The organism is Streptomyces sp. NPDC002845, from assembly GCF_053591955.1.
Window position 1 is genome coordinate 1 of sequence record NZ_JBSFUU010000076.1, and the last position, 24,712, is coordinate 24,712.

Below are 24,712 nucleotides of genomic sequence, written 5' to 3' on the forward strand. Positions count from 1 at the left end.
CGACCGCGCGCAGGCCCCGACGAAGGAGGGGCTGAGCACGGTCGGCCCCTCGACACCGGCTGAGGCGCCCCGGAGGCGAACGAACAATTAAAGGGGGACGCCGTTCCGGCCGAGGCTCAGTCGGCCGGAACGGCGTCTGCGTACATTCTCCTCTGTCCGGGCGCCGAGCGCGGCCCGAAGTCCTACTTCGCCCTGTACCGCCGCATCTTCGCCCGCGCCCCGCACGACGACATGGAGCACCAGCGGCCGCGGCCGGCCGGGCTGCGGTCGTAGTACGCCCAGTGGCACTCGGGAAGTTCGCAGGCCTTGAGGCGGAGCCAGGTGCCCGCGGTCACGGCCTCCGCGACGGCGGCGGCCACGCGGGAGAGCAGGGGGCCCTCGTCGACGGGGGCGAGGGTGGCGGAGCCGTCCCGTTCGTCGACGGCCACCCGGAGCGGGGCCCGGGCCAGCAGGTGGCCCAGGGGTATCACCTCGCGGTGCGGTGGGTGGCCCGCGTGCGCCAGGCAGGCGGCGCGCAGGGACTCGCGCAGCTCCCGTACGTACGCCACGTCCCGTTCGTCGATCCCGAAGCGGGCGCGCCCCTCCGCCGAGTCCAGCGTGTCGGCACCCGACTCCAGGTCGACCGTGTTGACCAGGGCCTCCACGAGGGCGAGGCCGCCGGGGGCGGGTGCTCTGTCGTTCATGCTTGCGACGTTACCCCTTGTGCGGCAGTATGCAGTAACCGTTACCGGTTGCCAGATTCTATGGGTAACCGACTCGCACGCGTACGCAGGAGGAAGCCATGGCCATCGCCAAAGTGGGCTCCGTCGTCCTGGACTGTCCCGACCCGGCCGCGCTCGCCGGGTTCTACGCCGGGGTGCTGGGCGGCGAGGTGAGCGATGAGGGTGACTGGATCGACCTGAAGGTGCCCGGCGGGCCGCAGCTGGCGTTCCAGGCCGCCCCCGGCTTCGTACCGCCTCGGTGGCCCGCGCCGGACCACTCGCAGCAGTTCCATCTGGACCTGGACGTCGAGGACCTGGACACGGCCGAGAAGGAGGTGCTCGCGCTCGGTGCGAGGCCGTTGGACGCGGAGGACCGCGCGCGCAGCTTCCGGGTCTACGCGGACCCGGCCGGACACCCGTTCTGCCTCTGCGCCTCCTGAGGCGGCAGCCTGCTGAGGCGGCAGCCCGCTGAGGCGGGGCGCAGGCCCCGCTCAGCCGTCCAGCTCCGCGATCTTCGCCGTCGACGGCTCCCGGCGCTCCCGGGCGGCGCGGGCCGCGAAGTCCGCGCCGCGCAGGGCGCGTTGGATGTTGCCCCAGGTGAGGAGGGCGAGGTCGTCCTCGGGCCAGCCGCGGGCGAGGAGTTCGGCGATGAGGCGCGGGTAGCAGGAGGCGTCGGCGAGGTCCTGCGGGTGGGCGGCGCCGGAGTCGTACGTACCGGAGAGACCGACGCACTCCGGGCCCGCGACGGCGCGGATGTGGTCGAGGTGGTCGGCGACGTCCCGGACGTTCGGGCCCGCCTGCTCGGCGGTGAGCGGGACCAGGCACAGACCCCGGGCGGCGCCCAGCTCCTGAAGGAGGTCGTCGGGGAGGTTGGCCGGGTGGGGGCGCAGGGCGCGGGCGGCCGAGCGGGTGCACAGGACCGGGGACCGGGAGATGGCGAGGGCGCGGTGGATCGTGGCCTCGGACGCGCCGGAGACGTCGGCGAGGACGCCCAGGCGGTTCATCTCCCGGACCACCTCCTCGCCGAACCGGGTCAGCCCCGCCTCGCTCGCCCAGGACGAGCCGGACAGCGTGAGGGCCTTCAGGCCGAGCGCGTGCAGCGCGCGCAGGATGCCCAGCGAGTCCCCGAGCGCCGGCGCCCCCGCCGGACCGAGCACGACGGCGACCCGGCCGCAGTTGCGGGCGTCGGTGGTCTGCCCGGCGCTGTACGCCAGCCGCAGGCCCTCGGGGTGGGCCTGGACCACGGTCTTCACCAGGTCCAGCTGCTCCAGCGTCGCCCCGACCGCCCGGTCACCGGTCAGCCCCTCCGGCAGATGCAGCGACCAGAACAGCGCACCCACATGCCCCTTCCGCATGCGCGGCACGTCGGTGTCCACCCCGCCCTCGCCCAGCTCCAGGTCGTACCAGGGCAGATGGCGCAGCACCCACGGCAGCCCGCTGTAGCCGTCGGCGACGGGGTGGACGGCGAGGAAGGCGTGCGCCTCCTCCAGCGCTTCCCCCTCCAGCACCTCGGCCGCGGCTTCAGGCGTGTCTATGGACGCGGCGGTGACCAGTTCCTGCGGCGTGGAGGCGGGCGGCCCGACCTCGCCGACGTCAGCCGTGGTTCGCAGTTCGTCCTGCAGGTCTGCCATGGCGGGACTCCGTAGCCGGTCGGTGATCGCAGTACGGTCACCGTCGCACGGAGGCCCGGTGGCTTCCTGGTGGGTGGAGCGTTCGGGGGTACGCCCGCACCTGACCTGAGGTCAGCCGACCGGAGCTCTGTTGTCCAGACCCGAGGTCAGCCGTCCAGCTCCTCCAACGTCGCGTTGGACGGAGCCGTACGCCCCCGCAGATCCCGCGCCACATCCTCCGCCGCCCCCAGCGCCCGTACCGCGTTCTGCCAGGTCAGCTTGGCCAGGTCGGTTCTGGACCAGCCGCGGTCGAGGAGTTCGGCGATGAGGTTCGGGTAGCCGGAGACGTCGTTCAGGCCGTCCGGGAGGAAGGCCGTGCCGTCGTAGTCGCCGCCGATGCCGAGGTGGTCGATGCCCGTGACCTCGCGCATGTGGTCGAGGTGGTCGGCGACCGTGGACACCGTGGCGACCGGGCGCGGGTCGGCCTCCTCGAAGGCGCGGTGGACCTTCATCGCCTCGGGGGTGGTGTCGAGGTGGTGGAAGCCGTGGGCGCGCATGTTGTCGTCCGCGGCCACCGTCCAGTCGACGGCCGCCTGGAGCACGAACTTGGGCACGAAGGTGACCATGGCCACTCCCCCGTTGCCCGGGAGGCGTTCCAGGACATCGTCCGGGATGTTGCGGGGGTGGTCGCAGACCGCCTGCGAGGAGGAGTGGCTGAAGATCACGGGCGCCACGGACGTGTCCAGCGCGTCCCGCATCGTCGTCGCCGCGACGTGGGAGAGGTCGACCAGCATGCCGAGGCGGTTCATCTCCCGTACGACCTCGTGGCCGAAGGCCGACAGTCCGCCGACCGCCGGCTTGTCCGTCGCGGAGTCCGCCCACGCGATGTTGTCGTTGTGGGTGAGGGTCATGTAGCGGACCCCGAGCGCGTACAACCCGCGTAGCGCGGCGAGGGAGTTGTCGATCGAGTGGCCGCCCTCCGCGCCCATCAGGGAGGCGATACGGCCCTCGCCGCGCGCCGTCTCCATGTCGGCGGCGGTGTACGCGGCGCGCAGATCGCCGGGATACCGTGCGATCAACTGCCGTACGCAGTCGATCTGTTCGAGCGTCGAGGTGACCGCGCCGGGCAGGTCCGAGCGGACGTACACCGACCAGAACTGCGCCCCGACCGCGCCCGCGCGCAGGCGCCCGAGGTCGGTGTGCAGGTGGGCGCTCTGGTCGGTGGCGATGTCGCGGGCGTCGAGGTCGTAGCGGACCTGCTCGCGCAGTGCCCAGGGGAGGTCGTTGTGGCCGTCGACGACCGGGAACTCCCGCAGGAACTCCCGCGCTTCCTCAAGAGACCCCATACCGCTCACGCGCCCGAGCCGAAGCCGAAGCCGTCGTTCGCGCCCTCGACCTTGGAGCGCAGCCGCCGGCCCTTCTCGGTGGCCTGGTCGTTCAGCTCCTGCTGGAACTCCCGCATCCGGCCGAGGAGTTCCTCGTCGTGCGCGGCGAGGATGCGGGCGGCGAGCAGACCGGCGTTGCGCGCGCCGGCGACGGAGACGGCCGCCACCGGGACACCGGCCGGCATCTGCACGATCGACAGCAGGCTGTCCATGCCGTCGAGGTACTTCAGCGGCACCGGTACGCCGATGACGGGCAGCGGGGTGACCGAGGCGAGCATGCCGGGCAGATGGGCGGCGCCCCCGGCCCCGGCGATGATGACCTTGAGCCCGCGCTCGGCGGCCTCCTCGCCGTAGGTGATCATCTCGCGCGGCATCCGGTGCGCGGAGACGACGTCGACCTCGTACTCGATCTCGAACTCGTCGAGGGCCTGCGCGGCCGCCTCCATGACGGGCCAGTCGGAGTCCGACCCCATGACGATGCCGACCAATGGAACAGGGCGCGCGTCAGCGCTCGTTGAGGGGCGGTGGTCGGGTGACGGGTGGGCGGGGCTCATTCGGTGATCGTGCCTCTCAGGTAGCCGGCCGCGTGACGCGCGCGCTCCAGCACGTCGTCGAGGTCGTCGCCGTAGGTGTTGACGTGGCCGACCTTGCGGCCTGGCTTCACGTCCTTGCCGTACATGTGGATCTTGAGCTGGGGGTCGCGTGCCATGCAGTGCAGGTACGCGGAGTACATGTCGGGGTAGTCGCCGCCGAGGACGTTGACCATGACGGTCCACTGGGCGCGGGGGCGCGGGTCGCCGAGTGGGAGGTCCAGGACGGCCCGTACGTGGTTGGCGAACTGGGAGGTGATCGCGCCGTCCTGGGTCCAGTGGCCGGAGTTGTGGGGGCGCATGGCGAGCTCGTTGACGAGGATGCGGCCGTCGCGGGTCTCGAAGAGCTCCACGGCCAGGTGGCCGACGACTCCGAGTTCCTTGGCGATGCGCAGGGCCAGTTCCTCGGCCCGCAGTGCCGGCGCCTCGTCGAGGTCCGGGGCCGGGGCTATCACCGTGTCGCAGACGCCGTCGACCTGACGGGACTCGACGACCGGGTACGCGACGGCCTGGCCGTGCGGGGAGCGGACGACGTTCGCCGCCAGCTCCCGTACGAAGTCGACCTTCTCCTCGGCGAGCACGGGCACCCCGGCGCGGAACGGCTCGGCGGCCTCCGCGACCGACCGTACGACCCACACACCCTTGCCGTCGTAGCCGCCGCGGACGGTCTTGAGGATGACCGGAAACCCATCCCCTTCCGCGGCGAAAGCGACCACGTCTCCCGGGTCGGCCACGATCCGGTGGCGCGGGCACGGTACGCCGATCGCGTCGAGCCTCGCGCGCATCACACCCTTGTCCTGGGCGTGCACGAGCGCGTCGGGCCCGGGGCGGACGGGGATGCCGTCCGCTTCGAGGGCCCGCAGGTGCTCGGTCGGCACATGCTCGTGATCGAAGGTGATCACGTCACAGCCGCGCGCGAAGTCACGCAGCGTGCCGAGGTCGCGGTAGTCGCCGATGACGACATCGCTGACGACCTGCGCCGCGGAATCCTGAGGAGTGTCACTGAGGAGCTTGAACCTGATGCCCAACGGGATGCCCGCCTCGTGTGTCATACGAGCGAGCTGACCACCGCCGACCATGCCGACTACCGGGAATGTCACACCCACAGGGTATCGGCCATCCGGGGGCGGCCGATTTCACCGCCTGTGTCCGCGCCTGTGAGCCCATACACAGGCATTGGCGAGGGGCGCTGGTTAGCATGGCCGGACCGAATGGACGATCGGACCGACCGACCAACCCGAGTGACAGGGGCCGGCACACCATGGGCAGTACCACCTCGGGGTCGCGGACGACACCGACGACTCCGACGCCGACGCCCCGCGGCACCCTTCGCCTGCGGATCGAGCGGCTTGTGCGCGAGGTCGCCAAGTTCGGTGCGGTCGGCGGGGCGGGGCTGCTGGTCAACCTCGGCGTGTTCAACCTGGTGCGGCACGTCACCGACCTCCAGGTGGTGCGGGCGTCCGTCATCGCCACGGTCGTCGCGATCCTCTTCAACTACATCGGGTTCCGCTACTTCACGTACCGCGACCGCGACAAGACCGGCCGTACGAAGGAGCTGGGCCTCTTCCTGCTGTTCAGCGCGGTCGGGCTGGTCATCGAGAACGGCATTCTGTACGCGGCCACGTACGGCTTCGGCTGGGACAGCCAGCTGCAGAGCAACGTCTTCAAGTTCCTCGGCATCGGCATCGCGACCCTGTTCCGGTTCTGGTCCTACCGGACGTGGGTGTTCCGGGCGCTGCCCGCGCGGGAGGCGGTGGCGCGTGCGGAATCGTTCCTGGAGGCGGAGATTCCGCATCCGACCTCGTACTCCCCGGCCTCCGCCCCAAGCCGGACCGGTTCGGTCACCTGATGACCGTCGTGTTCGGTCACCTGATGACCGTCGTGGCTGTCGGTTCGATCACCTGACGGTCGGCTTCTGCTCCCCCGGCAGGCTGGGCTTCGTCGGCGTACGCGACAGGAACAGCCCGAACACCGGCGGCTTGGCCTGAAGCATCTCCAGCCGGCCCCCGTCCGCCTCCGCGAGGTCACGGGCGACGGCGAGCCCGATGCCCGTCGAGTTGCGCCCGCTGATCGCCCGCTCGAAGATACGGGCACCCAGCTCGGCGGGCACTCCGGCCCCCTCGTCCGTCACCTCGATGACGGCCTGGTTCCCGACGACGCGTGTGCGCAGCGCCACGGTCCCGCCGCCGTGCATGAGCGAGTTCTCGATGAGCGCGGCCAGGACCTGGGCGACCGCGCCCGGCGTACCGACCGCCTGGAGGTGCCGCTTGCCCGAGCTGACGATGGCGCGGCCGGCGCTGCGGTAGGCCGGGCGCCACTCCTCCAGCTGCTGCTTGATGACCTCGTCGAGGTCGAAGGAGACGGCCGAGCCGGTGTGCGGGTCACGGGAGTTGGTGAGCAGCCGCTCCACCACGTCGGTGAGCCGCTCGACCTGTGCCAGCGCGATGGTCGCCTCCTCCTTCACCGTGTCCGGGTCATCGGTGAGGGTGATCTCCTCCAGCCGCATCGACAGCGCGGTCAGCGGCGTACGGAGCTGATGGGAGGCATCGGCCGCGAGGCGCCGCTCGGCGGTCAGCATGCGGCCGATGCGCTCGGCGGAGGCGTCCAGCACATCCGCGACCCGGTCCAGCTCCGGGACGCCGTACCGCTTGTGGCGGGGGCGCGGGTCGCCCGAGCCGAGCCGTTCCGCGGTCTCGGCGAGGTCGGTGAGCGGGGAGGCGAGACGGCCCGCCTGACGCAGGGCGAGGACGACGGCCGCGATCACGGCGAGCAGGGCGACCGCGCCGATGATCAGCAGCGTACGGCCGACCTCCCTGGTCACGACCGAGCGCGGCTCCTCGACGGTGACGATCTCGCCCTCCTCGCCCTGCTCCTCGGCGCGGATGATGTCCCCCGCCGGGCGCTCACCGATCTCGATCGGCGCCCGGCCCTCGATCTCGATCCGCACATACCGGTCGTCGGAGACCTGGTCCCCCAGCACATGCGCGCTGATCCGCTCCTCCCCGAGTATCCGGCTGTCCACGATGCTCGCCAGCCTGATCGCCTCCGAGTCCACCCTCTCCTGCGCGCTTTCGGTGATCGTCCGCGTCTCGACGATGACGAGCGACACACCGAAGACCGCGATCACGACGAGGACCACGGCGAGGGTGGACTGGATGAGACGGCGACGCACGGGGGCCTTCCGGGCGGGGTGATGAACTTACGGGAACCAGTGTGCCGCCGAGTACTACCTAGTACTAAACGAGTACTAGGTAGTACTAAAGGGGCTCGGGGCTGTGCCGATATGCGGCTCCGCCGCGTGGGCGCGACCAGCCCCGACGGACCGGCGGCCGCACAACTACACACAGCAAAACGGCGCTACGACTCAACTCTTCTCAAACCGGAACCCCACACCCCGAACCGTAGCGATGTAACGCGGATTCGCCGCATCATCCCCGAGCTTCTTCCGCAACCAGGAGATATGCATGTCGAGCGTCTTGGTCGACGACCACCACGTCGTGTCCCACACCTCCCGCATCAACTGGTCCCGGGTCACCACGCGGCCGGCGTCCCGCACAAGCACCCGCAGCAGGTCGAACTCCTTGGCCGTGAGCTGAAGCTCCTCGTCGCCCATCCACGCACGGTGGGACTCGACGTCGATGCGCACCCCGTGGGTGGCGGGCGGCTGCTGGGGCTCGGTGGCGCCGCGCCGGAGCAGCGCCCGGACCCGGGCAAGCAGCTCGGCGAGCCGGAACGGCTTGGTGACGTAGTCGTCGGCGCCCGCGTCGAGACCGACGACGGTGTCCACCTCGTCGGCGCGCGCGGTCAGGATCAGGATCGGAACACTGTGGCCCTCGGCGCGCAGCCGGCGGGCCACCTCCAGGCCGTCCATGCCGGGCAGCCCCAGGTCCAGGACGACCAGGTCGACGCCACCCTGCATTCCGGCGTCCAGGGCGGTGGGGCCGTCCTCGCGCACCTCGACCTCGTAGCCCTCCCGGCGCAGGGCGCGGGCCAGCGGCTCCGAGATGGACGCGTCGTCCTCGGCGAGCAGTACACGGGTCATGGGGTGATGGTAGTCCGCCGCGGACTACACCAGGAGGGTGATCGACAACCGGGATTCACACCTTCTCGCAGGGCTTCTCTTACCTTCGCGGTGCATGGTCGGATGCGGCAACCACTCGATCCCCACCTGCGCCCGCAGGACAGCTACCGCGTGCGACCTTCGAATCAAGGAGCACACTTCCGCCTTTACCTGTGATTCACCTCTCATACCCTCTCGTTGTCCAGCAATTTGTCTGACCTATGGCGAATCAACGGCCGCAGTACCAGCAAGGAACGACCATGGCGTCCAGCCTGACGAAGGACTCGGCCACGCCGGGCACCCCCGGTCCCGAGAAGACCTTCTTCGGCCAGCCCCGCGGACTGGCCACCCTCTTCATGACCGAGATGTGGGAGCGGTTCTCCTACTACGGCATGAGGGCCCTGCTCCCGCTGTACCTGGTGGCCCCGGGCGGTCTGCACCTCAGTGCGGCCACCGCGACCGCGATCTACTCCGTCTATGTGTCGCTGGTGTACCTGCTCGCCCTGCCCGGCGGCTGGTTCGGCGACCGGGTCTGGGGTCCCCGCAGGACCGTCGCCGTCTCCGGCGCGATCATCATGCTCGGCCACCTGACGCTGGCGCTGCCCTCGTCCGGCACCTTCTACGCGGGCCTCGGCCTCGTGGCCATCGGCTCCGGCCTGTTGAAGGCCAACATCTCCACGATGGTCGGCCACCTCTACGACGGCCCGGACGACCCGCGCCGCGACGGCGGCTTCACCGTCTTCTACATGGGCATCAACCTCGGCGCCTTCGCCGCGCCGCTGGTCATCGGCACCATCGGCGAGAACGTCGACTGGCACCTCGGCTTCGCGCTCGCCGCGCTAGGCATGGCGCTCGGCCTCTCCCAGTTCCTGATCGGCAGCCGCCATCTCGCCACGCGCTCCAGTGTCGTCCCGACGCCGCTGTCCGCCGAGGAGAAGGCCTCGACGCTGCGCAAGGCCGCGATCTGGGCGGGCATCGCCGTCGTCTTCTACGCGATCGTCGGCTTCTCCGGCCACTACACGCTGAACTGGATCCTGGTCCCGCTGACCCTGCTCGGCGTGATCATCCCGGTCATGGTGCTGGCCCGCATCAAGCGCGACAAGGACCTGGACCGCGCCGAACAGTCGAGGATGTCCGCGTACATCTGGTTCTTCGCCGCCGCCGCCGTCTTCTGGATGATCTACGACCAGGGCGGCTCGACCCTGGCGATCTTCGCGGACAGCTCGGCCGACAACAGCGTGCTGGGCTGGTCGTTCCCGGTCTCCTGGTACCAGTCGGTCAACCCGGTCCTGATCATGGCGCTGGCCCCGGTCTTCGCCTGGTTCTGGCTGGCGCTGAACAAGCGCGGCAAGGAGCCGAGCACGATCGTGAAGTTCTCCTCGGGTCTGGTCCTGATCGGCGCCTCCTTCTTCCTCTTCCTGGCCCCGCTGTCGATCGCCGAGGGCGGTCACAAGGCAGCCGCGATGTGGCTGGTCGCCGTCTACTTCGTCCAGACCGTCGGCGAACTGACGCTCTCCCCGGTCGGCCTGTCGGTCACGACGAAGATGGCTCCGGCCAAGTACGCCTCCCAGATGATGGGCGTCTGGTTCCTCGCCGTCACCGCCGGCGACGCCACGACCGGCCTGCTCTCCATCGCCGGCGTCGACCTGAACAAGACCGGCGTCGTCGCCCTGGAGGCCGCGCTCGCCGTGGTCGCCGGTGTCGCGGTGTGGATGTACCGGGGCAAGGTGAAGGAGCTCATGGGCGGTATCCACTGAGCCGGACGCCCGCCACGGCTCGAACCTCGAACGAAGGGTCGCCGCATCATCTCTGTGCGGCGACCCTTCGGGACATTCCGGAGGAGCCCGCCATTCGACGCGGCATTCACCTGCATTCTGGCGACATGGCCGACACCACGATCAAGATCAGCGAGTCGACAAGAGACCGTCTGCGCACCCTCGCCGAGGAACGGGGCCTGAGTACGCGCGCCTACGTGGAACGAGTGGCCGCCGCGACCCCTACGGCATCCGAGCGCGCGGAGCGCACGGTCCGGGCGATCGCTTACGTCCGGCCAATCTGCGCCCGGACCTCACCGAGGCCGACGTGCGCGCGGCGCAGGAATGGCGTGCGGCGATCGCGGCCGGACAAGTGGGAGAGCGCAGGTGATCATCCCGGAACCACACGATGGCCCTCACCCTCTGTGCTGCGGTCACCGGTTGCTGTCGGCGCTCGCGGTCTTCGAAGTTGAGCGGTGCTCTCTGCGGCAGCCGTGCGGTCGTGGCTGACGCCCCAGGCCGGTGATTGGCGGATTTGGCTCAGTTCTGACGGCCGTCACCAGGCCTTACGGAGGCCACGAGTGAGCCAAATCTGCCAATCTCTCCATGCCTCCGCCGGTCAACCTCGAAGACTTCTTGCTGAGCAGCGCCGCCGAACAGCCGAAAGGCCGCCGAACCCAGGGGGGTGCGGGGGCCCTTGGACGTCGGTTGCCTACATCCGTCAGGCGGAGTGCAGTTCGCCACGTCGTACGGAGGTGACGAACGAGGCCCAGGCCTCCGCCGGGAGTATGAGGGCGGGGCCGTCGGGGTTCTTGGAGTCGCGGACGGGGACGAGGGGGGTGGGGAGGTTGTCGGCTACTTCGAGGCATTCGCCGCCGCTGGTGCTGCTGTAACTGCTCTTGCGCCAGCTGGCAGCGGCCAGAAGGTCGTCAGAGACTTCGAGACACTGGCCGCCGTCCGAGTTGCTGTAGCTGCTCTTGCGCCACGAGGCCCCGGACAGGAAGTCGTCGGAGACCTCGACGCAGTTGCCGCCGCTGGTGTTGCTGTAACTGCTCTTGCGCCACGTCACGTTGCTCAGGTCGATGGCCCGCACGGCACTTCCTCCAACATCCGCAGGATGAACTTCCTCGACTCGGCCGGGGGCAACGCCAGGTCGCGCACAGCCATCGTATCTGCGCTGCAATTCCTCAACCCTTTTTGGTTCCTCGATGAGTTCACCGCGCACGTCGTTCTCCGTGTAGGCCACGGTACGGCCGTCCGGCAGCCGCAGAAGCATGGTGTCCGTGCTCATCAGGCCGTGGGGACCCGCGCTGAACGGCACCACGTGGAGGGTGATGTTCGGGCGCTCCGAGGCCTCCACCAAGTGCTCCAACTGCTCCCGCCACTCCGCCGCATCACTCAGCGATGTACACAGCACCGCCTCAGAGAGGACAACGCGGAGCAGCGGCGCGTCGTCCCCGTCCAGCAGCTTGTGTCGACCGAGGCGCGCCTCGACTTGCTGGTCCAGCACTTCCCCCCTGAGCCCTCCCGCCACGAGCGCCTCACGCGCGTACCCGGCCGTCTGGAGCAGACCCGGCGGCGCGCTCACTGAGTACTGCCACAGGCTCAGCGCCTCCGACTCCAGCAGCATGTACCTACGGTCGGCACACAGCCCGTGAGAGGAGAGGGGCGCGCGGGTCCCGCGGCGCCCGGGCCCGCGCACAGCTCAGCGCAGGCGCCGCCGTCCCGGCATGAACGTGAACACCGCCCCGCCCAGCAGGATCGCCGTCCCGGCCACCAGGCCGAGCGCCTTGAGGGCGCCGTTGTCGTCGGCGCCCGTGTCGGCGAGGCCGCCCCCCGTCGCCGTACCGCCTGCTGAACCCGACGTACCGGAAGAGCCGCCGGACGAGCCGCCGGCGGAGCCGCCCGAGGCGCCGCCTTCCTGCTCGGTCGTGTCCAGGGTGAGGGAGACCTCGGACTTGGACGGGGTGCAGGTCGTGGTCGTACCGAGGGCCTCGACGGTCAGCACACCCGGTGACAGCGTGGACTCGCCGGTCGCGCCCGGCTTGTAGGTGCCCGTCAGGTCGGGGATCGTCATCGGGTCGCCCGCCTTGATGGGCTCGGGGTTGGTCGGGCCCTCGACGTGGACCGTGCCGGTGTCGGCGCCGCCGAGGACGACCTCCATGGACGGTTTGACGGAGTCGGCCGGGATGTCGGCGGGGCTGTCCATCACCGAGCCCTTGAACTGGACCGTGAGGTCGTAACTCCCGCCGTTCTTCCTGGCGTTGATCTGGACGGGCGAGGTCGCGCTCCGGTCTCCGATGGGCGTCACGCACTCGTACGGGACCTGGACCTCCTTGCCCGTGAACTCGGTCTGGCCGTCCTCGCTCCGGCTGGGTGTGGCCGACGGGGAGGGGGACTGCGACTGTGATTGTGATTGTGACGGGGTGGGGCTCTGCGTCTGGGTCGGGGTCGGCGACTGCGTGTTCGTCGGTGGCGGGCTGCCGTCCCCCTCCGTCACGTTGATGGTCGCCGCCGACTGCACCGTCTCCGTCGGCGTGCACTTGGTGTCCGTCGACAGGGCGTTGATGGTGTACGCGTCGGGCGTCAGCGTCACCTCCCCGGCCGCCGTCAGCTTCACCGTGCCCTTCATGTCGGACAGCACCATGGCGCCGCCCTTGGGGATGGGCGGGTTCTCGCGCGGGCCCTGCATGGCGATGTCGGCGGTCTGCGCGCCGGCCGCCTTGAGGGTGCCGCTGGGCTGGACGGAGTCGGCGGGCAGGTCGATGAGGTCGGGGTTCTTGGAGGCGGCCTGGACGAACTTCCACACCACCTCGACCTCGTCGCCCACCTTGGCCGTCGCGGGCGCGGCGATCTCCACCTTGGTGGTGCCGTCGACGGGGGGCAGGCCGGAGATGTCCGGCGGCACGCACTTCGTCGCGTACGACACCTCCGCCGCCTGCGCCGGCACCGCCGCCACGCCCAGCAGGAGCCCGGCACCGCCGAGCATCAGCGCGACCCCGGCCGCGCTGACGGGACCGGGGCGTCCGGGGCGTTTGGGGCCTCTCCGGCCTCGTACCGCGAGAACTCTCCGTTGCGTACTCACGTGTGTCCCTTTCTGGCCTGAGTGGTGGAACCGTTCTCTTGCGGTGCGGAGAGCTGTCCCGTCGACGGTTTCCCCGGACCGGTGTCCGGCGCGAACCACGGGAGGGTCGTAGCCGTGCTCGGTGGGGATTCAGGAGGTGGTGGTACGGCGTTCGAGGTGCCCAACTTGGGTATGCGCAGCGCCAGTTCGGGGAACCGGAGGCGTCGCCGTCGGCCGGAGGACCGCGCGTGCGGGCGTACGCGGTCCACGGCCGCCATCCCGATCCGGAACACCGCGGCTGGTACGACGACGGCGAGCAGTATCCAGAAGAGGGTCACGCCCCAGGGGCGGCCGACGCCCCACGGCTGTTCGACGAGCACCTGGCCGCCGTACTTGAGGGAGACGGTGTAGTCGCCGTGGGCCCCGGCGGCGAGTTCGACGGGGAGCGCGAGCCGGGCCTTCTTGCCCGGCTGGATCGTGCCGCGCCACTGCTGCTCCTCCCATTCGGGGGCGAACACCCCGTGGGAGGTGCCGACTTGGAAGACCGGGTCCTTGATGGGGGCCGTGCCCACGTTGCCCACGGTGAAGACCAGCTCGCGCGCGGGCGGCGACCCGAACCAGGTCAGCAGCCCGCTCGACCCGTCCAGCCGCGCGTCCGTCAGGACCGACAGACGCCCGCCCTCCGCCTCCTCCGGCAACGGCTCCACCGAGTGCCCGGCGACCATGAAGACGGCGTCGGCCTGCGCCTTCTCGCCCGTCACGGTGGCGACGTGCACCACGCACGGACACGGCACCGGCGGCTCGGCCACCGGCAGCTCCCGGCTGAAGGCACCCTCGGCGTCGGTGGTGGCGGCCCGGCCGTCCGCGTTGGCGCAGGAGTTGGTGCCGCCGGGCACCCCGCGGGACGGTTCGGACTGGCCGCAGATCAGGATCATCAGCAGCGTCTTCGGCCGCCATCCGCTGCCCTCCACCGTGATCGAACCGCCCGTCCCCGCCTGGGACTTGGACAGTTCGACGGTCGGTTTCTCCGCGGCCCCGGCGGGCGGTGCCATCACGGCCGCCAGGACGAGTGCGAGAACCGCCACCACCAGCACGGAGAGCCTGCCCCTGCCGCTCACGTCACCGCTCCCGTCAACTCGATCTCCGTACGCGGTTGTTCGTCGGCCCGTGCGCCGTCCGGTGCGGCTGCCGCCTTACGGCGTCCCCGATGCCGTACGAGGAAGAAGGCGCCGCCCACCAGCGCCATCCCGCCCCCGGCCCCCGCCATCGCACCCCACGGCACGAACCGCGCCGCCGCCGACCCGGAGTCGCCCGCGCCGCCGCCCGCGGTGACCGTCAGGCGTACGTCGACCGCGTCCAGCGCCGGTGGGTCGGCCCACGGTTCGCTGAGCTCGACCCTGCTGCCCGGCGGGAGCCGGACCGGGAGGGTGCGCGGGGCCCGGTCGAGGACCTCGCCGAACAGGCCCTCGGCGCGTACGGCGAGCGTCGGGGTCAGGGTGGTGGTGCCGCGGTTGACGAGCTCGTACGTGATGCGGTCGCCGCGTACCGCGACCCGCTCGACCGTGAGGGCGGCCAACGCCGGTCCGGTGACCCGGAGTTGGACCGGGACGGTGGCGGTGCGGCCCTCCGCGCGGGCGGTGATCGTGGCCGAGTGGTCGTCGCCGGGGGACGCGTTCGGCGGCACGTTCACCGTGAAGGGCACGTCGGCGCGGGTGCGGGCGGGCACCTCCACGACACCCTCGCGCGCGAAGGCGACCCAACTGCCGCCGCTCAGCCTGATCTTGAGCGGCTCGCGGGTCGGGTTGCGCACGGACACCGTGTCCTGGAGGACCGTTCCGGGCGCGCCCTCCGCGTAGACGGACGGCCGTCCGTCGCCCGAGGGCGCGACGGACCAGCCGTCGTCGGCCACGGCTGCGGGGGCCGTGGCCAGGGACAGCAGGACAGCGAGGCAGAGGACACGCACAGGCGGCTCCCGGTCGTCTTGGCCGTCGCCGTCGTCAGCGGCGTACCGCCTGATGCGCCTGATGCGTTTGATGTGCCTCTCGATGTGCTTGCTGTACTTGATGTGCTTGATGTGCTTGATGTGCTTGATGCGTCTGATTCCTGCGCGTCAGCCACAGCACGCCCGCCGCGCCCGCGAGCAGGACCGTGCCGCCGAGGGTGGCAAGGGCGATCGCGGAGTCCTCGGGGCCGGTCTGCGGAAGTTCGCCGCCGGAGCCGCCGGAGCCACCGGTGCCGCCAGTGCCGCCAGTGCCGCCCTGGGTTCCGCCGGACGAGCCCCCGCCCCCTCCGGCCGCCGTCACGTCGAGGGTGAGCGACTGGCCTGGATCGTTGCCGGGCGTGCACGTCGTGGTCGTACCGAGGGCCTTGATGGTGAGCACCCCCGCGGTGAAGGTGACCTTGCCGGTCGCCTTCGGGGTGTACGTGCCGCTCAGGTCATTGATCTTGATGGGGGTGTCGGCGGGGATGGCCTCCTGGTTGGCCGGTCCCGTCACCGTGAGCGTGCCGCTGTCGGCGCCGCCCAGTTCGATGGTGGCGCTCGGGTTCATCGCGCCCTTGCCCAGTTCGACCGGGCTGGACGAGACGCCCTTCTGCCAGGACATGGTGATCTTGTAGCCGTCGCCGCTCTCTACGCCCTTGATGTCGATCGGGGAGACGGCGGATTTGTCGCCGATGGGTGTCTTGCAGTTGTACTCGACGTCCACGACGTCGGCGTGGGCCGCGGGGGCGGCCATCAGCGCCGCCGAGCCGGCCAGTGCCGCGGCGAACGCGAGCGCGGCGGTTCGTTTCTGGTACGTCCGGTATGTCCGGTGCGGCACGTCGGGACCCCACATTCTGACGGAACATCAGATGGTGGCTCAAAGTACGCCTGGGGCCTTGTCGAGGGAAGACACAGGGCGCGCCGGATTCGTGGGGATCCGGCGTGTGTGGGGTGACGTGCGGGAGTGGAGGAAGGGTGGGGGCGAACCGGGGGTAACTCAAGGTGGGCCTCGGGAGGGGGAAGGGTGGGGCGTCTCCCGCGGATGCTTCTCGCCCCCGCCGCCCCTACCCGTCCCATCCCCCAGGGGCTGCCGCCCCTTCGACCCCTCCGGGGGGATGGGGGTCGGTGGGCAGTTTGCGGGTGAGCGGGTGAGAGATGGGGGTGGGTGATACAGGTTGTGGGTGGCTGCGGGTTGGTTGTGGCTGGTCGCGCCCACGCGGCGGAGCCGCGTATCGATACAGCCCCGCGCCCCTTGAGGGCGCCAAGGCCCCCCAACCGGTTACGCCGGTGCCCCCAGTTCCGCCCATACCGTCTTACCCGCGGCGCCCGGCGTGCGGATGACGCCCCAGTCCAGGCAGAGCCGCTGGACTATGAACATGCCGTGGCCGCCGGGGCGTCCGGCGCGGTGGGGGGTGCGTGGGGAGGGCTGGCCCACACCCCGGTCGGAGACTTCGAGGCGGATCACCTTGTTGTCGCAGGCGATCCAGAGCTCGTCCGGGCCCTCGGCGTGCAGGCAGGCGTTGGTGACGAGTTCGGAGACGACCAGGAGCACGTCCTCGGCCGCGGCCCGCTGGTCGGCGGTGGCGGCGGGCAGCCAGCCCCACGCGTACAGCGCCTGTCGGGTGAAGTCACGGGCGAGCGGTACGACACCGCTCGCCCCGTCGAAGCTCAGCCTGCGGGACTGGCGTCCGGCGGCGGGCACGGATGCGCCGTCGAGGGGCGCACCCCCTGCGGGTACGCCCTGCGCGGGCGTCCCGGAAGCGCCGCCGTCGCCCGGTTCCGGGCCGCGGTCGCCCGGCGAGCAAGGCCGGGTGGTGCTCATCAGCGCTTCACCTCACCGATTCACCAGTTCACGATTCAAGACTCAGTACATTTTGGGGCTGCACCTGTCAGGGCTGCCGACATATTCAGGGTGTCTTCTGCCCGAGCGAACCGTCAGAACACCCACTTATTCGTCACGGAACCTGTGACGGGAGTAACGCGTCACTCACACAGGGATCTCCGGGGTAGGGCAGGTATCTGCGGGGCACGGCTTCGGCCGTAGTCCGGGCAGTCGACGGCGCGGTCCATGCCCGTACGACCTATGCGCCTTTGTCGGCGAGTGCCGCCTCAAGCGTCGGATGGACGGTGAAGACGGCATCGGCCCCTGTGATCTGGAACACCCGGGCCACCACGGGCTGCATCCCCGCGAGATGGACCCCGCCGCCCGCGGCCTCCGCCTTCAGGCGGGCGCCGAGCAGCACATTGAGCCCGGTGGAGTCGCAGAACTCCAGCCGCGCGCAGTCCACCACGAGCCGGGCGAAGCCCTTGCCCAGGCAGTCGTCGAGTGGCTCACGCAACACATCGGCGGTGTGGTGATCCAGCTCACCCGCCGGGGTCACGACGGCGCTGGCGCCCTCTTCCCGCACCTCGACCAATAGCCGACCCGACTGTGCGCTGCCGACCGTCCCGCGGTCCATGCCCGTTCTCTCCCGACCGTCGTGGCTGTTGACTCGCCCTCGAACACTACGCCTTACCTACGTCACACAACACCCGAACAACCACCCATAAACGGACATTCCTCCACGGAACGCACTTGCGATGACCTCGCGAAAGCGGGTAGGGAAGTAGGGACACCCAATCGACACGGCCGGCTTTGGAGGCGCCGCACACCGCAGTGCACGTATAGGCATCGGCGGCCATATGCCGAGAACGATGGAGGACACCATGTCACCCCGGCTCGACGCATCGCATACCCAGAGGGCGACGTCGGCACCCCCGCTGGAAGAGCTGAAACACGAGACTCCCGAGTCCCCCGTGGGATCCGACACACTCGACGGATCCGAGGGTTACCACGGATCCGACGCGCTGGACGGGTTCAACGGACTCGACGCGCTCGCCGGACTTCCGGAGATCCCTCCGTACGACGAGGTGGGGCCGGTGGACGCACGGGCCCTGTCCAAAACGCTCTTCGAGCGGCTGGAGTCCCTCGAAGAGGGCACGCACGAGTACTCGTACGTCCGCAACACCCTGGTCGAACTCAACCTCGCCCTGGTGAAGTTCGCCGCCTCCCGGTTCCGCTCGCGCAGCGAACCCATGGAGGACATCATCCAGGTCGGCACCATCGGCCTGATCAAGGCGATCGACCGTTTCGAGTTGAGCCGCGGCGTCGAGTTCCCCACGTTCGCGATGCCGACGATCGTCGGTGAGATCAAGCGCTTCTTCCGCGACACGAGCTGGTCGGTGCGTGTCCCGCGCAGATTGCAGGAACTCCGTCTCGACCTGGCCAAGGCCGGTGACGAACTCGCCCAGCAGCTCGATCGCGCTCCGACGGTGGGAGAACTGGCGGAGCGCCTGGGCCTGACGAACGACGAGGTCGTCGAGGGCATGGCGGCGTCGAACGCGTACACCGCCTCGTCGCTGGACGCCCAGCCCGAGGAGGACGACTCCGAGGGCGCGCTGGCGGACCGGATCGGCTACGAGGACCACGGGCTCGAAGGCATCGAGTACGTCGAGTCGTTGAAGCCTCTGATCGCCGGTCTCCCGCAGCGCGACCGCAAGATCCTCGCGCTGCGCTTCGTCGCCAACATGACCCAGTCGGAGATCGGGGACGAACTGGGCATCTCCCAGATGCACGTCTCCCGGCTGCTGTCACGGACGCTGGTGCGGCTGCGCAGGGGGTTGACGGTCGAGGAGTGACCTGAGAGTGCCCTGAGGGGAAGGGGGTCGGGCGCATCCTGCGCCCGACCCCCTTTCTCTGTCTCACAGTTACCGCGGGGAACCTCTTTCCCCATTGCTCCCCTTCCATCACTATGGTCACCCGCCAAACCGGCCGGTACGTCAGGAAGCCGACGACCGGCGGCATGGGGGGGGAGGCGTGGAGGAGGCGGGAGGATGGCTCGGGACGACGGCAGCGGTGGTGGTGAGGCCGGGGCCCAGGCCGGCGTCGCCGGTGGTGGGACACACGGTGATGGCGCACATGGTGATGGCGCACACGGTGGTGGGACACACGCCGCCGCCTCCGACGCACGGCTCACCGAACTGCTGCGCGCCGACACCCCCACCGCGTACCCGGCGCTGCTCGAACTCCGCGACCGCCACCAGCCATCGGTCCTCGCCTACGCCCGCCTGTGCACCGCGAGCGAGTCCGCGGCACGGCAGCTGGCGGCACAGGTCTTCACCATCGCGGCCCGCGAAACGGCACGCGGTACCGAGCCGAGCGTCCCGTGGAGGCACCAACTCCTGCTGCTGACCGGGCAGTCGGCGGCCGCGTGGGCGACCGACGAGCGCGCCGCCGGCCTTGATGCCGGCCTCCTCCTCGTACTGAACACGGCGGGCCCCGGCGGCCCGGTCCCGCCCCTGCTCACGGCCTTCCAGTCGCTCCCGCCCCGCGCCCAGGGCCTCGTCTGGTACGGGACCGTGGAGCGGGAGCCCGACGACCGGACGGCCGTCTTCCTCGGCCTGACCCGCGAGGACGTGTCGTACGGGCGGGAACCGGCACTCCAGGCCCTGCGCCAGGCCTGCCTGCGACTGCGCCTCGCCGCCTCCGACGACCGCCGCTGCCAGGACTTCCGCCGCCTGATCGAGGAGTCGGTACGCCCCGACAACCCCCGCCACAGCCCGGACCTGCACGCCCACATGGCGCACTGCGCACACTGCGCGGGCGCGTACGAGGAACTCACCACCCTCCGCGACACCCCGCGCCCGGCCCTGGCGGAAGGCCTGCTGCCGTGGAGCGGCGCGGCGTACGTACGGGACGTCGCGCCCCGCACGCGACCGCGTACGGCGGCTACGGCGGCACAGAGCACCTCGCCCTGGCCCCCGTCACGCCGCTTCGTCCTGGCCTCGGCGGCTCTCGGCGTGGCCCTGGCACCGCTGCTGCTCCTCCTGCTGTCCCCCGGCGACCCGCCGCCCCAGGACACAGCAGGCTCCGTGACCACCCCGACCGCCCCGACCACCCCGCCGAACCCGCCATCGGTGACGGCAACGGCGACAGCGACCGTGTCGTCGAGCCCGAGCCCGAGCCTGAGCCCGACTCCAAGCCGGTCATCGACTCCGTCGGCCTCGCCCACGTCCAAGTCCCCGCCGCCGAGCGGCACGTACGCCCAGGTCGTGAACGTCTCCAGCGGCCTGTGCCTCGACATCCGCGGCGCCCTGGAGAAGGGCACCGACGTCGTCACGGCCACCTGCACCTCGGCCGCCACCCAGCGCTGGCGCGTCGACGCCGGCCGGGGTGTCCTCCAGTCGTACGCCGACCCCGAGTACTGCCTCGACAGCCGCGGCTCGACCGACCGCGGCGTCGGCATCTGGGCCTGCTCCTCGGTCGAGGGCCGCAACGGCCAGAACCTGAGGTTCGCGGTCGACGCCCGCGGCGTCATCCGTCCGGGCACAGCCCCGGATCACGCGGTGACCCCGGACGCGACCGGCACGGTGTCCCTGCGCCTGGAGGAGGGGAGCGCGGGGCAGCGGTGGCGGGCGGGTGCGGCGTGATCAGACCTCGCGTACGCCCCGCCGCCATACGCCGGTGACCAGCGGCACCCCCGGCCGGTAGGCGAGGTGGACGTGGCTCGGCGCGTCGAGGAGGGCCAGGTCGGCGTAGGCGCCGGGGGTGAGCCGCCCGATGTCCTCCCGCCGCAGGGCCCACGCCCCGCCCGCTGTCGCCGACCAGACCGCCTCGTCCGGGGTCATGCGCATGTCGCGTACGGCGAGGGCGATGCAGAAGGGGACGGACGAGGTGAAGGACGAACCCGGATTGCAGTCCGTCGACAGGGCGACGGTCACGCCCGCGTCGAGGAGGCGGCGGGCGTCGGGCCAGTCGGCTCGGGTGGAGAACTCGGCGCCGGGGAGGAGCGTGGCGACCGTACGGCTGTTCGCGAGGGCGTCCACGTCCGCGTCGGTGAGGTGGGTGCAGTGGTCCGCGCTCGCGGCGTCCAGCTCTACGGCGAGCTGCACGCCGGGGCCGTACGAGAGCTGGTTGGCGTGGATGCGCGGGTGGAGTCCCTTCGCCCGGCCCGCCGTGAGGATGGCGCGCGCCTGGTCGCCGTCGAAGGCGCCCTTCTCGCAGAAGACGTCGATCCAACGGGCGTACGGGGCGCAGGCGTCGAGCATCTCGCCGGTGACGAGGGCGACATAGGCGGCCGGGTCGTCGGCGTGGTCCGGGGGGACGATGTGGGCGCCGAGGTAGGTGACCTCGTCGGTGTGGGCGGCGGCGATACGCAGGGCGCGTGCCTCGTCCTCGACGGTCAGGCCGTAGCCGGACTTGGTTTCGAAGGTGGTCGTGCCCTGGCGGAGGGCCTCGGAGAGGTAACGGGTGAGGTTGTGATCGAGTTCCGCGTCGCCGGCCGCCCGCGTGGCCGCGACGGTCGTACGGATGCCGCCCGCGCTGTACGGCCGACCCGACATCCGGGCGTTGAACTCCTGCGTCCGGTCGCCCGCGAAGACGAGGTGGGAGTGGGAGTCGACGAAGCCGGGGATGACCGCGCGGCCACCTGCGTCGACCCGATTGTCAGTGGCGGGTGCTTTGCTTTGATCACCGGTCCACGCGATGCGGTCGCCTTCGATGACGACGGCCGCGTCCTGGATCAGTCCGAGGGGAGATCCTCCCCCACTCTCGAATTTGCTCGAGCGGGGGGACCCCCATCCGAGGGAGGGGTCGTTGGTGACCAGGGCGGCGATGTTGGTGATGAGCGTGCTTGCGGTGCTCGCGGAGTTGGCGGGGCTGACGGTCGTCGCGTTGCTCATGGCGTCCTTGTTGGCCTGGTCGGCGGTGGGGTCGGGTTCGGGGGCGGGGGCCGGCCGCGCGGGTGGGCGGCCCGGGGTCATCCGCGCAGGGCTGCGACAGCGTCCGCGAGGGCTTTCGGCACATCCCGTACGAGGGCGTGCGCCCCGTCCCGTACGACGTGCCGACCTCCCACGACCGTATGCGACACGTCTGCTGCCGACGCGGCGAATACAGCCGTCTCGGCACCGAGCCGCGGAAGCGGCCCTGCCGTCCTGACCGAGTCGAGCGCGATCGTCGTGAAGTCGGCGAGCGCGCCGGGTTCCAGGGTGCCCGCGTCGTCCCAGCCGAGGGCCGCGTGGCCGTCGGCCGAGGCCGCCCTCAGGAGGGCCGCCGCCGTCCAGTGACCCCGCGTACGGGTGCGCAGGCGCTCGTTCAGCTCCATCGCGCGCGCCTCTTCGAGCAGGTCGATCACGGCGTGGCTGTCGGAGCCGAGGGAGAGCGGGGAGCCGGCCTGCTGGAGGGCGACGGCGGGGCCGATGCCGTCGGCGAGGTCGCGCTCGGTCGTCGGGCACATGCAGGTGCCCGCTCCGGAGCCGCCGATGAGGGCGATGTCCTCGTCGGTGAGGTGGGTGTTGTGCACCCCGGTCGTGCGCGGGCCGAGGACTCCGTGCTCGGCGAGCAGCCGGGTCGGGGTGCACCCATGGGCCGCCTGGCAGGCGTCGTTCTCGGCGGTCTGCTCGGACAGGTGCACATGAAGCGGGGCCCGCCGCTCCTCGGCCCACCGGGCCACGGTCGCCAACTGCTCGGCGGGCACGGCCCGTACGGAGTGGATCGCCGCCCCGATCCGAGCGTGATCCCGTTCCTTGAGAACTGAACAGCGTTCCGCCCAGGAGTCGGCGTTTCCGTCGGAGAAGCGGAGCTGGTGGGTGTTGGGCGGCTGTCCGAAGCCGGAGGAGAGGTAGGCGGTGTCGAGGAGGGTGATCCGGATACCGGCTTCGGCGGCGGCCGCGATGAGGGCCTCGCCCATGGCGTTGGGGTCGGCGTAGGGCGTGCCGCCGGGGGCGTGGTGGACGTAGTGGAACTCGCCGACGGTGGTGATGCCGGCGAGGGCCATCTCGGCGTACGTCGCACGGGCGAGCGAGAAGTAGCTGTCGGGGGTGAGGCGGTCGGCAACGGCGTACATGACGTCGCGCCAGGCCCAGAATGAATCCGGCGCCCGCTCGCCGTCTTGTCCCCGCCGACGCGGGGGTTGTCCGGCATGACTATGGCTGTCGGCCAGGCCCGGCAGCGTGAGATCACTCGCCACTTGGGCAGTGCCGCGCAGTGCGCGGTGGAACACGTGGGAATGGCCATTGGCCAAGCCCGGCAGCGTGAGGCCGCGCAACACCTCTGCCCCCTGCGGCGCAGCGGGCGTCCCCGTGCGGACCACCACGATCCGCCCGTCGGCCACCTCAAGCAGCACCCCCGACTCAACCCGCTCCCCGAGCCAGGCGTGCTCCAGCCAGTACGTCCGTGTTTGCCGCGTCGGCGTCACGTGCAGGCCAATCCTTCCAGTACGTCGGCGAGGGCGATCACTCCGGCCACGCAGTCGTCCTCGGCGGCGAACTCGGCCGGGGAGTGCGAGACGCCCGTGGGGTTGCGCACGAACAGCATGGCGGTCGGGATGCTTCCCGAGAGGATGCCGGCGTCGTGTCCGGCACCGGTGCCGAGAACGGGGACCTTGAGTTCGGGTTCCCTGTCCTGGCCGAGGATGCGGGCGAGTTCGTCGCGCAGGGCGTGGTCGAACTCGACGACGGGCGTGAAGGACTCGCGGACGATGTCGAGGTCGACGCCGTGTTCCCGCGCGGCTTCACGGGCGGCGCTCTCGATGCCGTCGACCACGGTGTCGAGGCTCTCCTGATCGGCGGCACGGGAGTCGAGCCAGCCGCGCACCAGGGAGGGGATGGCGTTGACGCCGTTGGGCTCGACGGCGACCTTGCCGAACGTGGCGACGGCACCGGCGAGTTGAGCCTCGCGCCGGGCGGCGAGCACGGTCTCGGCGTACGACAGCATGGGGTCGCGCCGGTCGACGAGCCGGGTCGTTCCGGCGTGGTTGGCCTCTCCCCGGAAGTCGAACCGCCATCGCCCGTGCGGCCAGATGGCGCTGGCGATGCCGACGGGGTCGTTGGACAGGTCGAGAGCCCGCCCCTGCTCGACATGCAGCTCGACGAAGGTCCCGATCCGCGCGAGCCGCTCCGGGTCCGGCCCGATGGTGTCGGGGTCGTACCCGGCGGCCTCCATGGCCCGCGGCAGCGTGACCCCGTCGGCATCGGTCAGCCGGTGCGCCTGCTCGACGGTCAGCTGCCCGGCGGTGAGCCGCGACCCGACACAGGCAAGGCCGAACCGGGCGCCCTCCTCGTCCCCGAAGTTGACGATGGCGAGGGGCTTGCTGAAGTGCGCGCCCCGCCTCCGGAGTTCATCCAGCGCGGCGAAGGAGGACACGACTCCGAGGGGCCCGTCGAAGGCACCCCCGTCGGGCACGGAGTCGAGGTGCGACCCGGCGACGACGGCGTCCCGTCCGCCGGGATCCCCGAGCCACGCCCACTGATTCGCGTTCCGGTCGACCTCGTACGACAGCCCCCGCGCCTCGGCCTGCTCCTTGAACCACACCCGACACTCGGCATCGGCCCCACTCCAGGCGAACCGCCGGTAGCCACCGGAGTCGGGGTGACGGCCGACGGGGTGGAGGTCGCACCACATCTGCTGGAACGTGGCAGGGGTTCCGGCTGAGTGCGACCGCCCGGCCCGAAGGGCCTGTACGCCATCCCCTCCCAGAGGTTCCGGCCCACGCCCCCGCACAGACATCGGCTCCGGCCCACCACCCTGCA

General features: G+C 70.9%; 22 protein-coding genes and 1 pseudogene. 5 read left to right on the forward strand and 18 right to left on the reverse strand.

Translation table 11 applies throughout. The features are described 5' to 3' along the window. Nucleotides 1–182: 182 nt before the first annotated feature. Entirely contained in the window at nucleotides 183–683 is a 501-nt protein-coding gene (locus ACWD3C_RS37530) for a CGNR zinc finger domain-containing protein (protein ID WP_451151262.1), read from the reverse strand. Nucleotides 684–781: 98 nt separating this feature from the next. On the opposite strand from ACWD3C_RS37530, the gene ACWD3C_RS37535 reads away from it, so the two are divergent. Beyond that, nucleotides 782–1,141 (forward strand): VOC family protein, encoded by a 360-nt coding sequence (locus tag ACWD3C_RS37535; RefSeq protein ID WP_451151264.1) that lies wholly within the window; start codon nucleotides 782–784, stop codon nucleotides 1,139–1,141. 51 nt (nucleotides 1,142–1,192) lie between these two features. On the opposite strand, the gene ACWD3C_RS37540 is transcribed toward ACWD3C_RS37535, so the two are convergent. From ACWD3C_RS37540 to ACWD3C_RS37555, 4 genes are all read right to left on the reverse strand, one after another. Further along, nucleotides 1,193–2,332: a dipeptidase gene (locus ACWD3C_RS37540; protein ID WP_451151266.1), complete on the reverse strand. Its 1,140-nt coding sequence runs from the start codon at nucleotides 2,330–2,332 to the stop codon at nucleotides 1,193–1,195. A 146-nt stretch (nucleotides 2,333–2,478) separates the two neighbouring features. After that, nucleotides 2,479–3,657 (reverse strand): dipeptidase, encoded by a 1,179-nt coding sequence (locus tag ACWD3C_RS37545; RefSeq protein WP_451151321.1) that lies wholly within the window; start codon nucleotides 3,655–3,657, stop codon nucleotides 2,479–2,481. Between the two features lie 5 nt (nucleotides 3,658–3,662). After that, nucleotides 3,663–4,169, reverse strand: coding sequence for a 5-(carboxyamino)imidazole ribonucleotide mutase (gene purE, locus ACWD3C_RS37550; protein ID WP_451151268.1), 507 nt, complete (start codon nucleotides 4,167–4,169; stop codon nucleotides 3,663–3,665). Nucleotides 4,170–4,246: 77 nt separating this feature from the next. Beyond that, entirely contained in the window at nucleotides 4,247–5,386 is a 1,140-nt protein-coding gene (locus tag ACWD3C_RS37555; protein ID WP_451151270.1) for a 5-(carboxyamino)imidazole ribonucleotide synthase, read from the reverse strand. A 161-nt stretch (nucleotides 5,387–5,547) separates the two neighbouring features. Between ACWD3C_RS37555 and ACWD3C_RS37560 the strand changes: the two genes are divergently transcribed. After that, complete coding sequence (locus ACWD3C_RS37560) at nucleotides 5,548–6,135, forward strand: GtrA family protein (RefSeq protein WP_451151272.1); 588 nt, start codon at nucleotides 5,548–5,550, stop codon at nucleotides 6,133–6,135. 48 nt (nucleotides 6,136–6,183) lie between these two features. On the opposite strand, the gene ACWD3C_RS37565 is transcribed toward ACWD3C_RS37560, so the two are convergent. After that, nucleotides 6,184–7,458: an ATP-binding protein gene (locus ACWD3C_RS37565; protein ID WP_451151274.1), complete on the reverse strand. Its 1,275-nt coding sequence runs from the start codon at nucleotides 7,456–7,458 to the stop codon at nucleotides 6,184–6,186. A gap of 192 nt (nucleotides 7,459–7,650) precedes the next feature. Continuing rightward, nucleotides 7,651–8,328 (reverse strand): response regulator transcription factor, encoded by a 678-nt coding sequence (locus tag ACWD3C_RS37570; protein WP_451151276.1) that lies wholly within the window; start codon nucleotides 8,326–8,328, stop codon nucleotides 7,651–7,653. Nucleotides 8,329–8,606: 278 nt separating this feature from the next. Between ACWD3C_RS37570 and ACWD3C_RS37575 the strand changes: the two genes are divergently transcribed. Continuing rightward, a complete protein-coding gene (locus tag ACWD3C_RS37575; protein WP_451151278.1) occupies nucleotides 8,607–10,103 on the forward strand; it encodes an oligopeptide:H+ symporter in 1,497 nt (498 codons plus the stop codon). Between the two features lie 718 nt (nucleotides 10,104–10,821). On the opposite strand, the gene ACWD3C_RS37580 is transcribed toward ACWD3C_RS37575, so the two are convergent. The 8 genes and pseudogenes from ACWD3C_RS37580 to ACWD3C_RS37615 form a co-directional block, all read right to left on the reverse strand. Continuing rightward, on the reverse strand, nucleotides 10,822–11,193 hold the full coding sequence (locus ACWD3C_RS37580) for a DUF397 domain-containing protein (protein ID WP_451151280.1): 372 nt from the start codon (nucleotides 11,191–11,193) through the stop codon (nucleotides 10,822–10,824). After that, nucleotides 11,175–11,739: pseudogene (locus ACWD3C_RS37585) on the reverse strand (DUF5753 domain-containing protein); the annotation flags it as partial. The gene ACWD3C_RS37580 and the pseudogene ACWD3C_RS37585, both read right to left, overlap by 19 nt. Nucleotides 11,740–11,805: 66 nt before the next feature. After that, nucleotides 11,806–13,089 carry a hypothetical protein gene (locus ACWD3C_RS37590; RefSeq protein WP_451151323.1) on the reverse strand — a complete coding sequence of 428 codons (1,284 nt, stop codon included), beginning with the start codon at nucleotides 13,087–13,089 and terminating at the stop codon, nucleotides 11,806–11,808. A gap of 92 nt (nucleotides 13,090–13,181) precedes the next feature. Further along, complete coding sequence (locus ACWD3C_RS37595) at nucleotides 13,182–14,282, reverse strand: hypothetical protein (protein WP_451151282.1); 1,101 nt, start codon at nucleotides 14,280–14,282, stop codon at nucleotides 13,182–13,184. Next, nucleotides 14,279–15,127: a COG1470 family protein gene (locus tag ACWD3C_RS37600; protein ID WP_451151284.1), complete on the reverse strand. Its 849-nt coding sequence runs from the start codon at nucleotides 15,125–15,127 to the stop codon at nucleotides 14,279–14,281. The genes ACWD3C_RS37595 and ACWD3C_RS37600 overlap by 4 nt, the downstream gene beginning before the upstream one ends. Before the next feature lie 34 nt (nucleotides 15,128–15,161). After that, on the reverse strand, nucleotides 15,162–15,998 hold the full coding sequence (locus ACWD3C_RS37605; RefSeq protein ID WP_451151286.1) for an LPXTG cell wall anchor domain-containing protein: 837 nt from the start codon (nucleotides 15,996–15,998) through the stop codon (nucleotides 15,162–15,164). Between the two features lie 426 nt (nucleotides 15,999–16,424). Beyond that, on the reverse strand, nucleotides 16,425–16,967 hold the full coding sequence (locus ACWD3C_RS37610; RefSeq protein WP_451151288.1) for an ATP-binding protein: 543 nt from the start codon (nucleotides 16,965–16,967) through the stop codon (nucleotides 16,425–16,427). A 259-nt stretch (nucleotides 16,968–17,226) separates the two neighbouring features. Further along, nucleotides 17,227–17,604, reverse strand: a complete 378-nt coding sequence (locus ACWD3C_RS37615; RefSeq protein ID WP_451151290.1) for an STAS domain-containing protein — start codon at nucleotides 17,602–17,604, stop codon at nucleotides 17,227–17,229. A 235-nt stretch (nucleotides 17,605–17,839) separates the two neighbouring features. Here ACWD3C_RS37615 and ACWD3C_RS37620 point away from each other — a divergent pair, with 235 nt between their 5' ends. Next, entirely contained in the window at nucleotides 17,840–18,823 is a 984-nt protein-coding gene (locus ACWD3C_RS37620; protein WP_451151292.1) for an RNA polymerase sigma factor SigF, read from the forward strand. A 195-nt stretch (nucleotides 18,824–19,018) separates the two neighbouring features. Next, complete coding sequence (locus ACWD3C_RS37625) at nucleotides 19,019–20,614, forward strand: RICIN domain-containing protein (RefSeq protein WP_451151294.1); 1,596 nt, start codon at nucleotides 19,019–19,021, stop codon at nucleotides 20,612–20,614. Here ACWD3C_RS37625 and hutI read toward each other — a convergent pair whose 3' ends face one another. From hutI to ACWD3C_RS37640, 3 genes are read right to left on the reverse strand one after another with little or no spacing between them, the layout of a single operon-like run. Next, on the reverse strand, nucleotides 20,615–21,946 hold the full coding sequence (gene hutI, locus ACWD3C_RS37630) for an imidazolonepropionase (RefSeq protein ID WP_451151296.1): 1,332 nt from the start codon (nucleotides 21,944–21,946) through the stop codon (nucleotides 20,615–20,617). It lies immediately after the preceding gene. Beyond that, nucleotides 21,943–23,379 carry a formimidoylglutamate deiminase gene (locus ACWD3C_RS37635; protein WP_451151298.1) on the reverse strand — a complete coding sequence of 479 codons (1,437 nt, stop codon included), beginning with the start codon at nucleotides 23,377–23,379 and terminating at the stop codon, nucleotides 21,943–21,945. The genes hutI and ACWD3C_RS37635 overlap by 4 nt, the downstream gene beginning before the upstream one ends. Beyond that, the gene (locus ACWD3C_RS37640; protein WP_451151300.1) at nucleotides 23,376–24,689 is read right to left on the reverse strand and encodes an allantoate amidohydrolase; all 1,314 of its coding nucleotides are present in this window, start codon (nucleotides 24,687–24,689) and stop codon (nucleotides 23,376–23,378) included. The genes ACWD3C_RS37635 and ACWD3C_RS37640 overlap by 4 nt, the downstream gene beginning before the upstream one ends. Nucleotides 24,690–24,712: the final 23 nt, after the last annotated feature.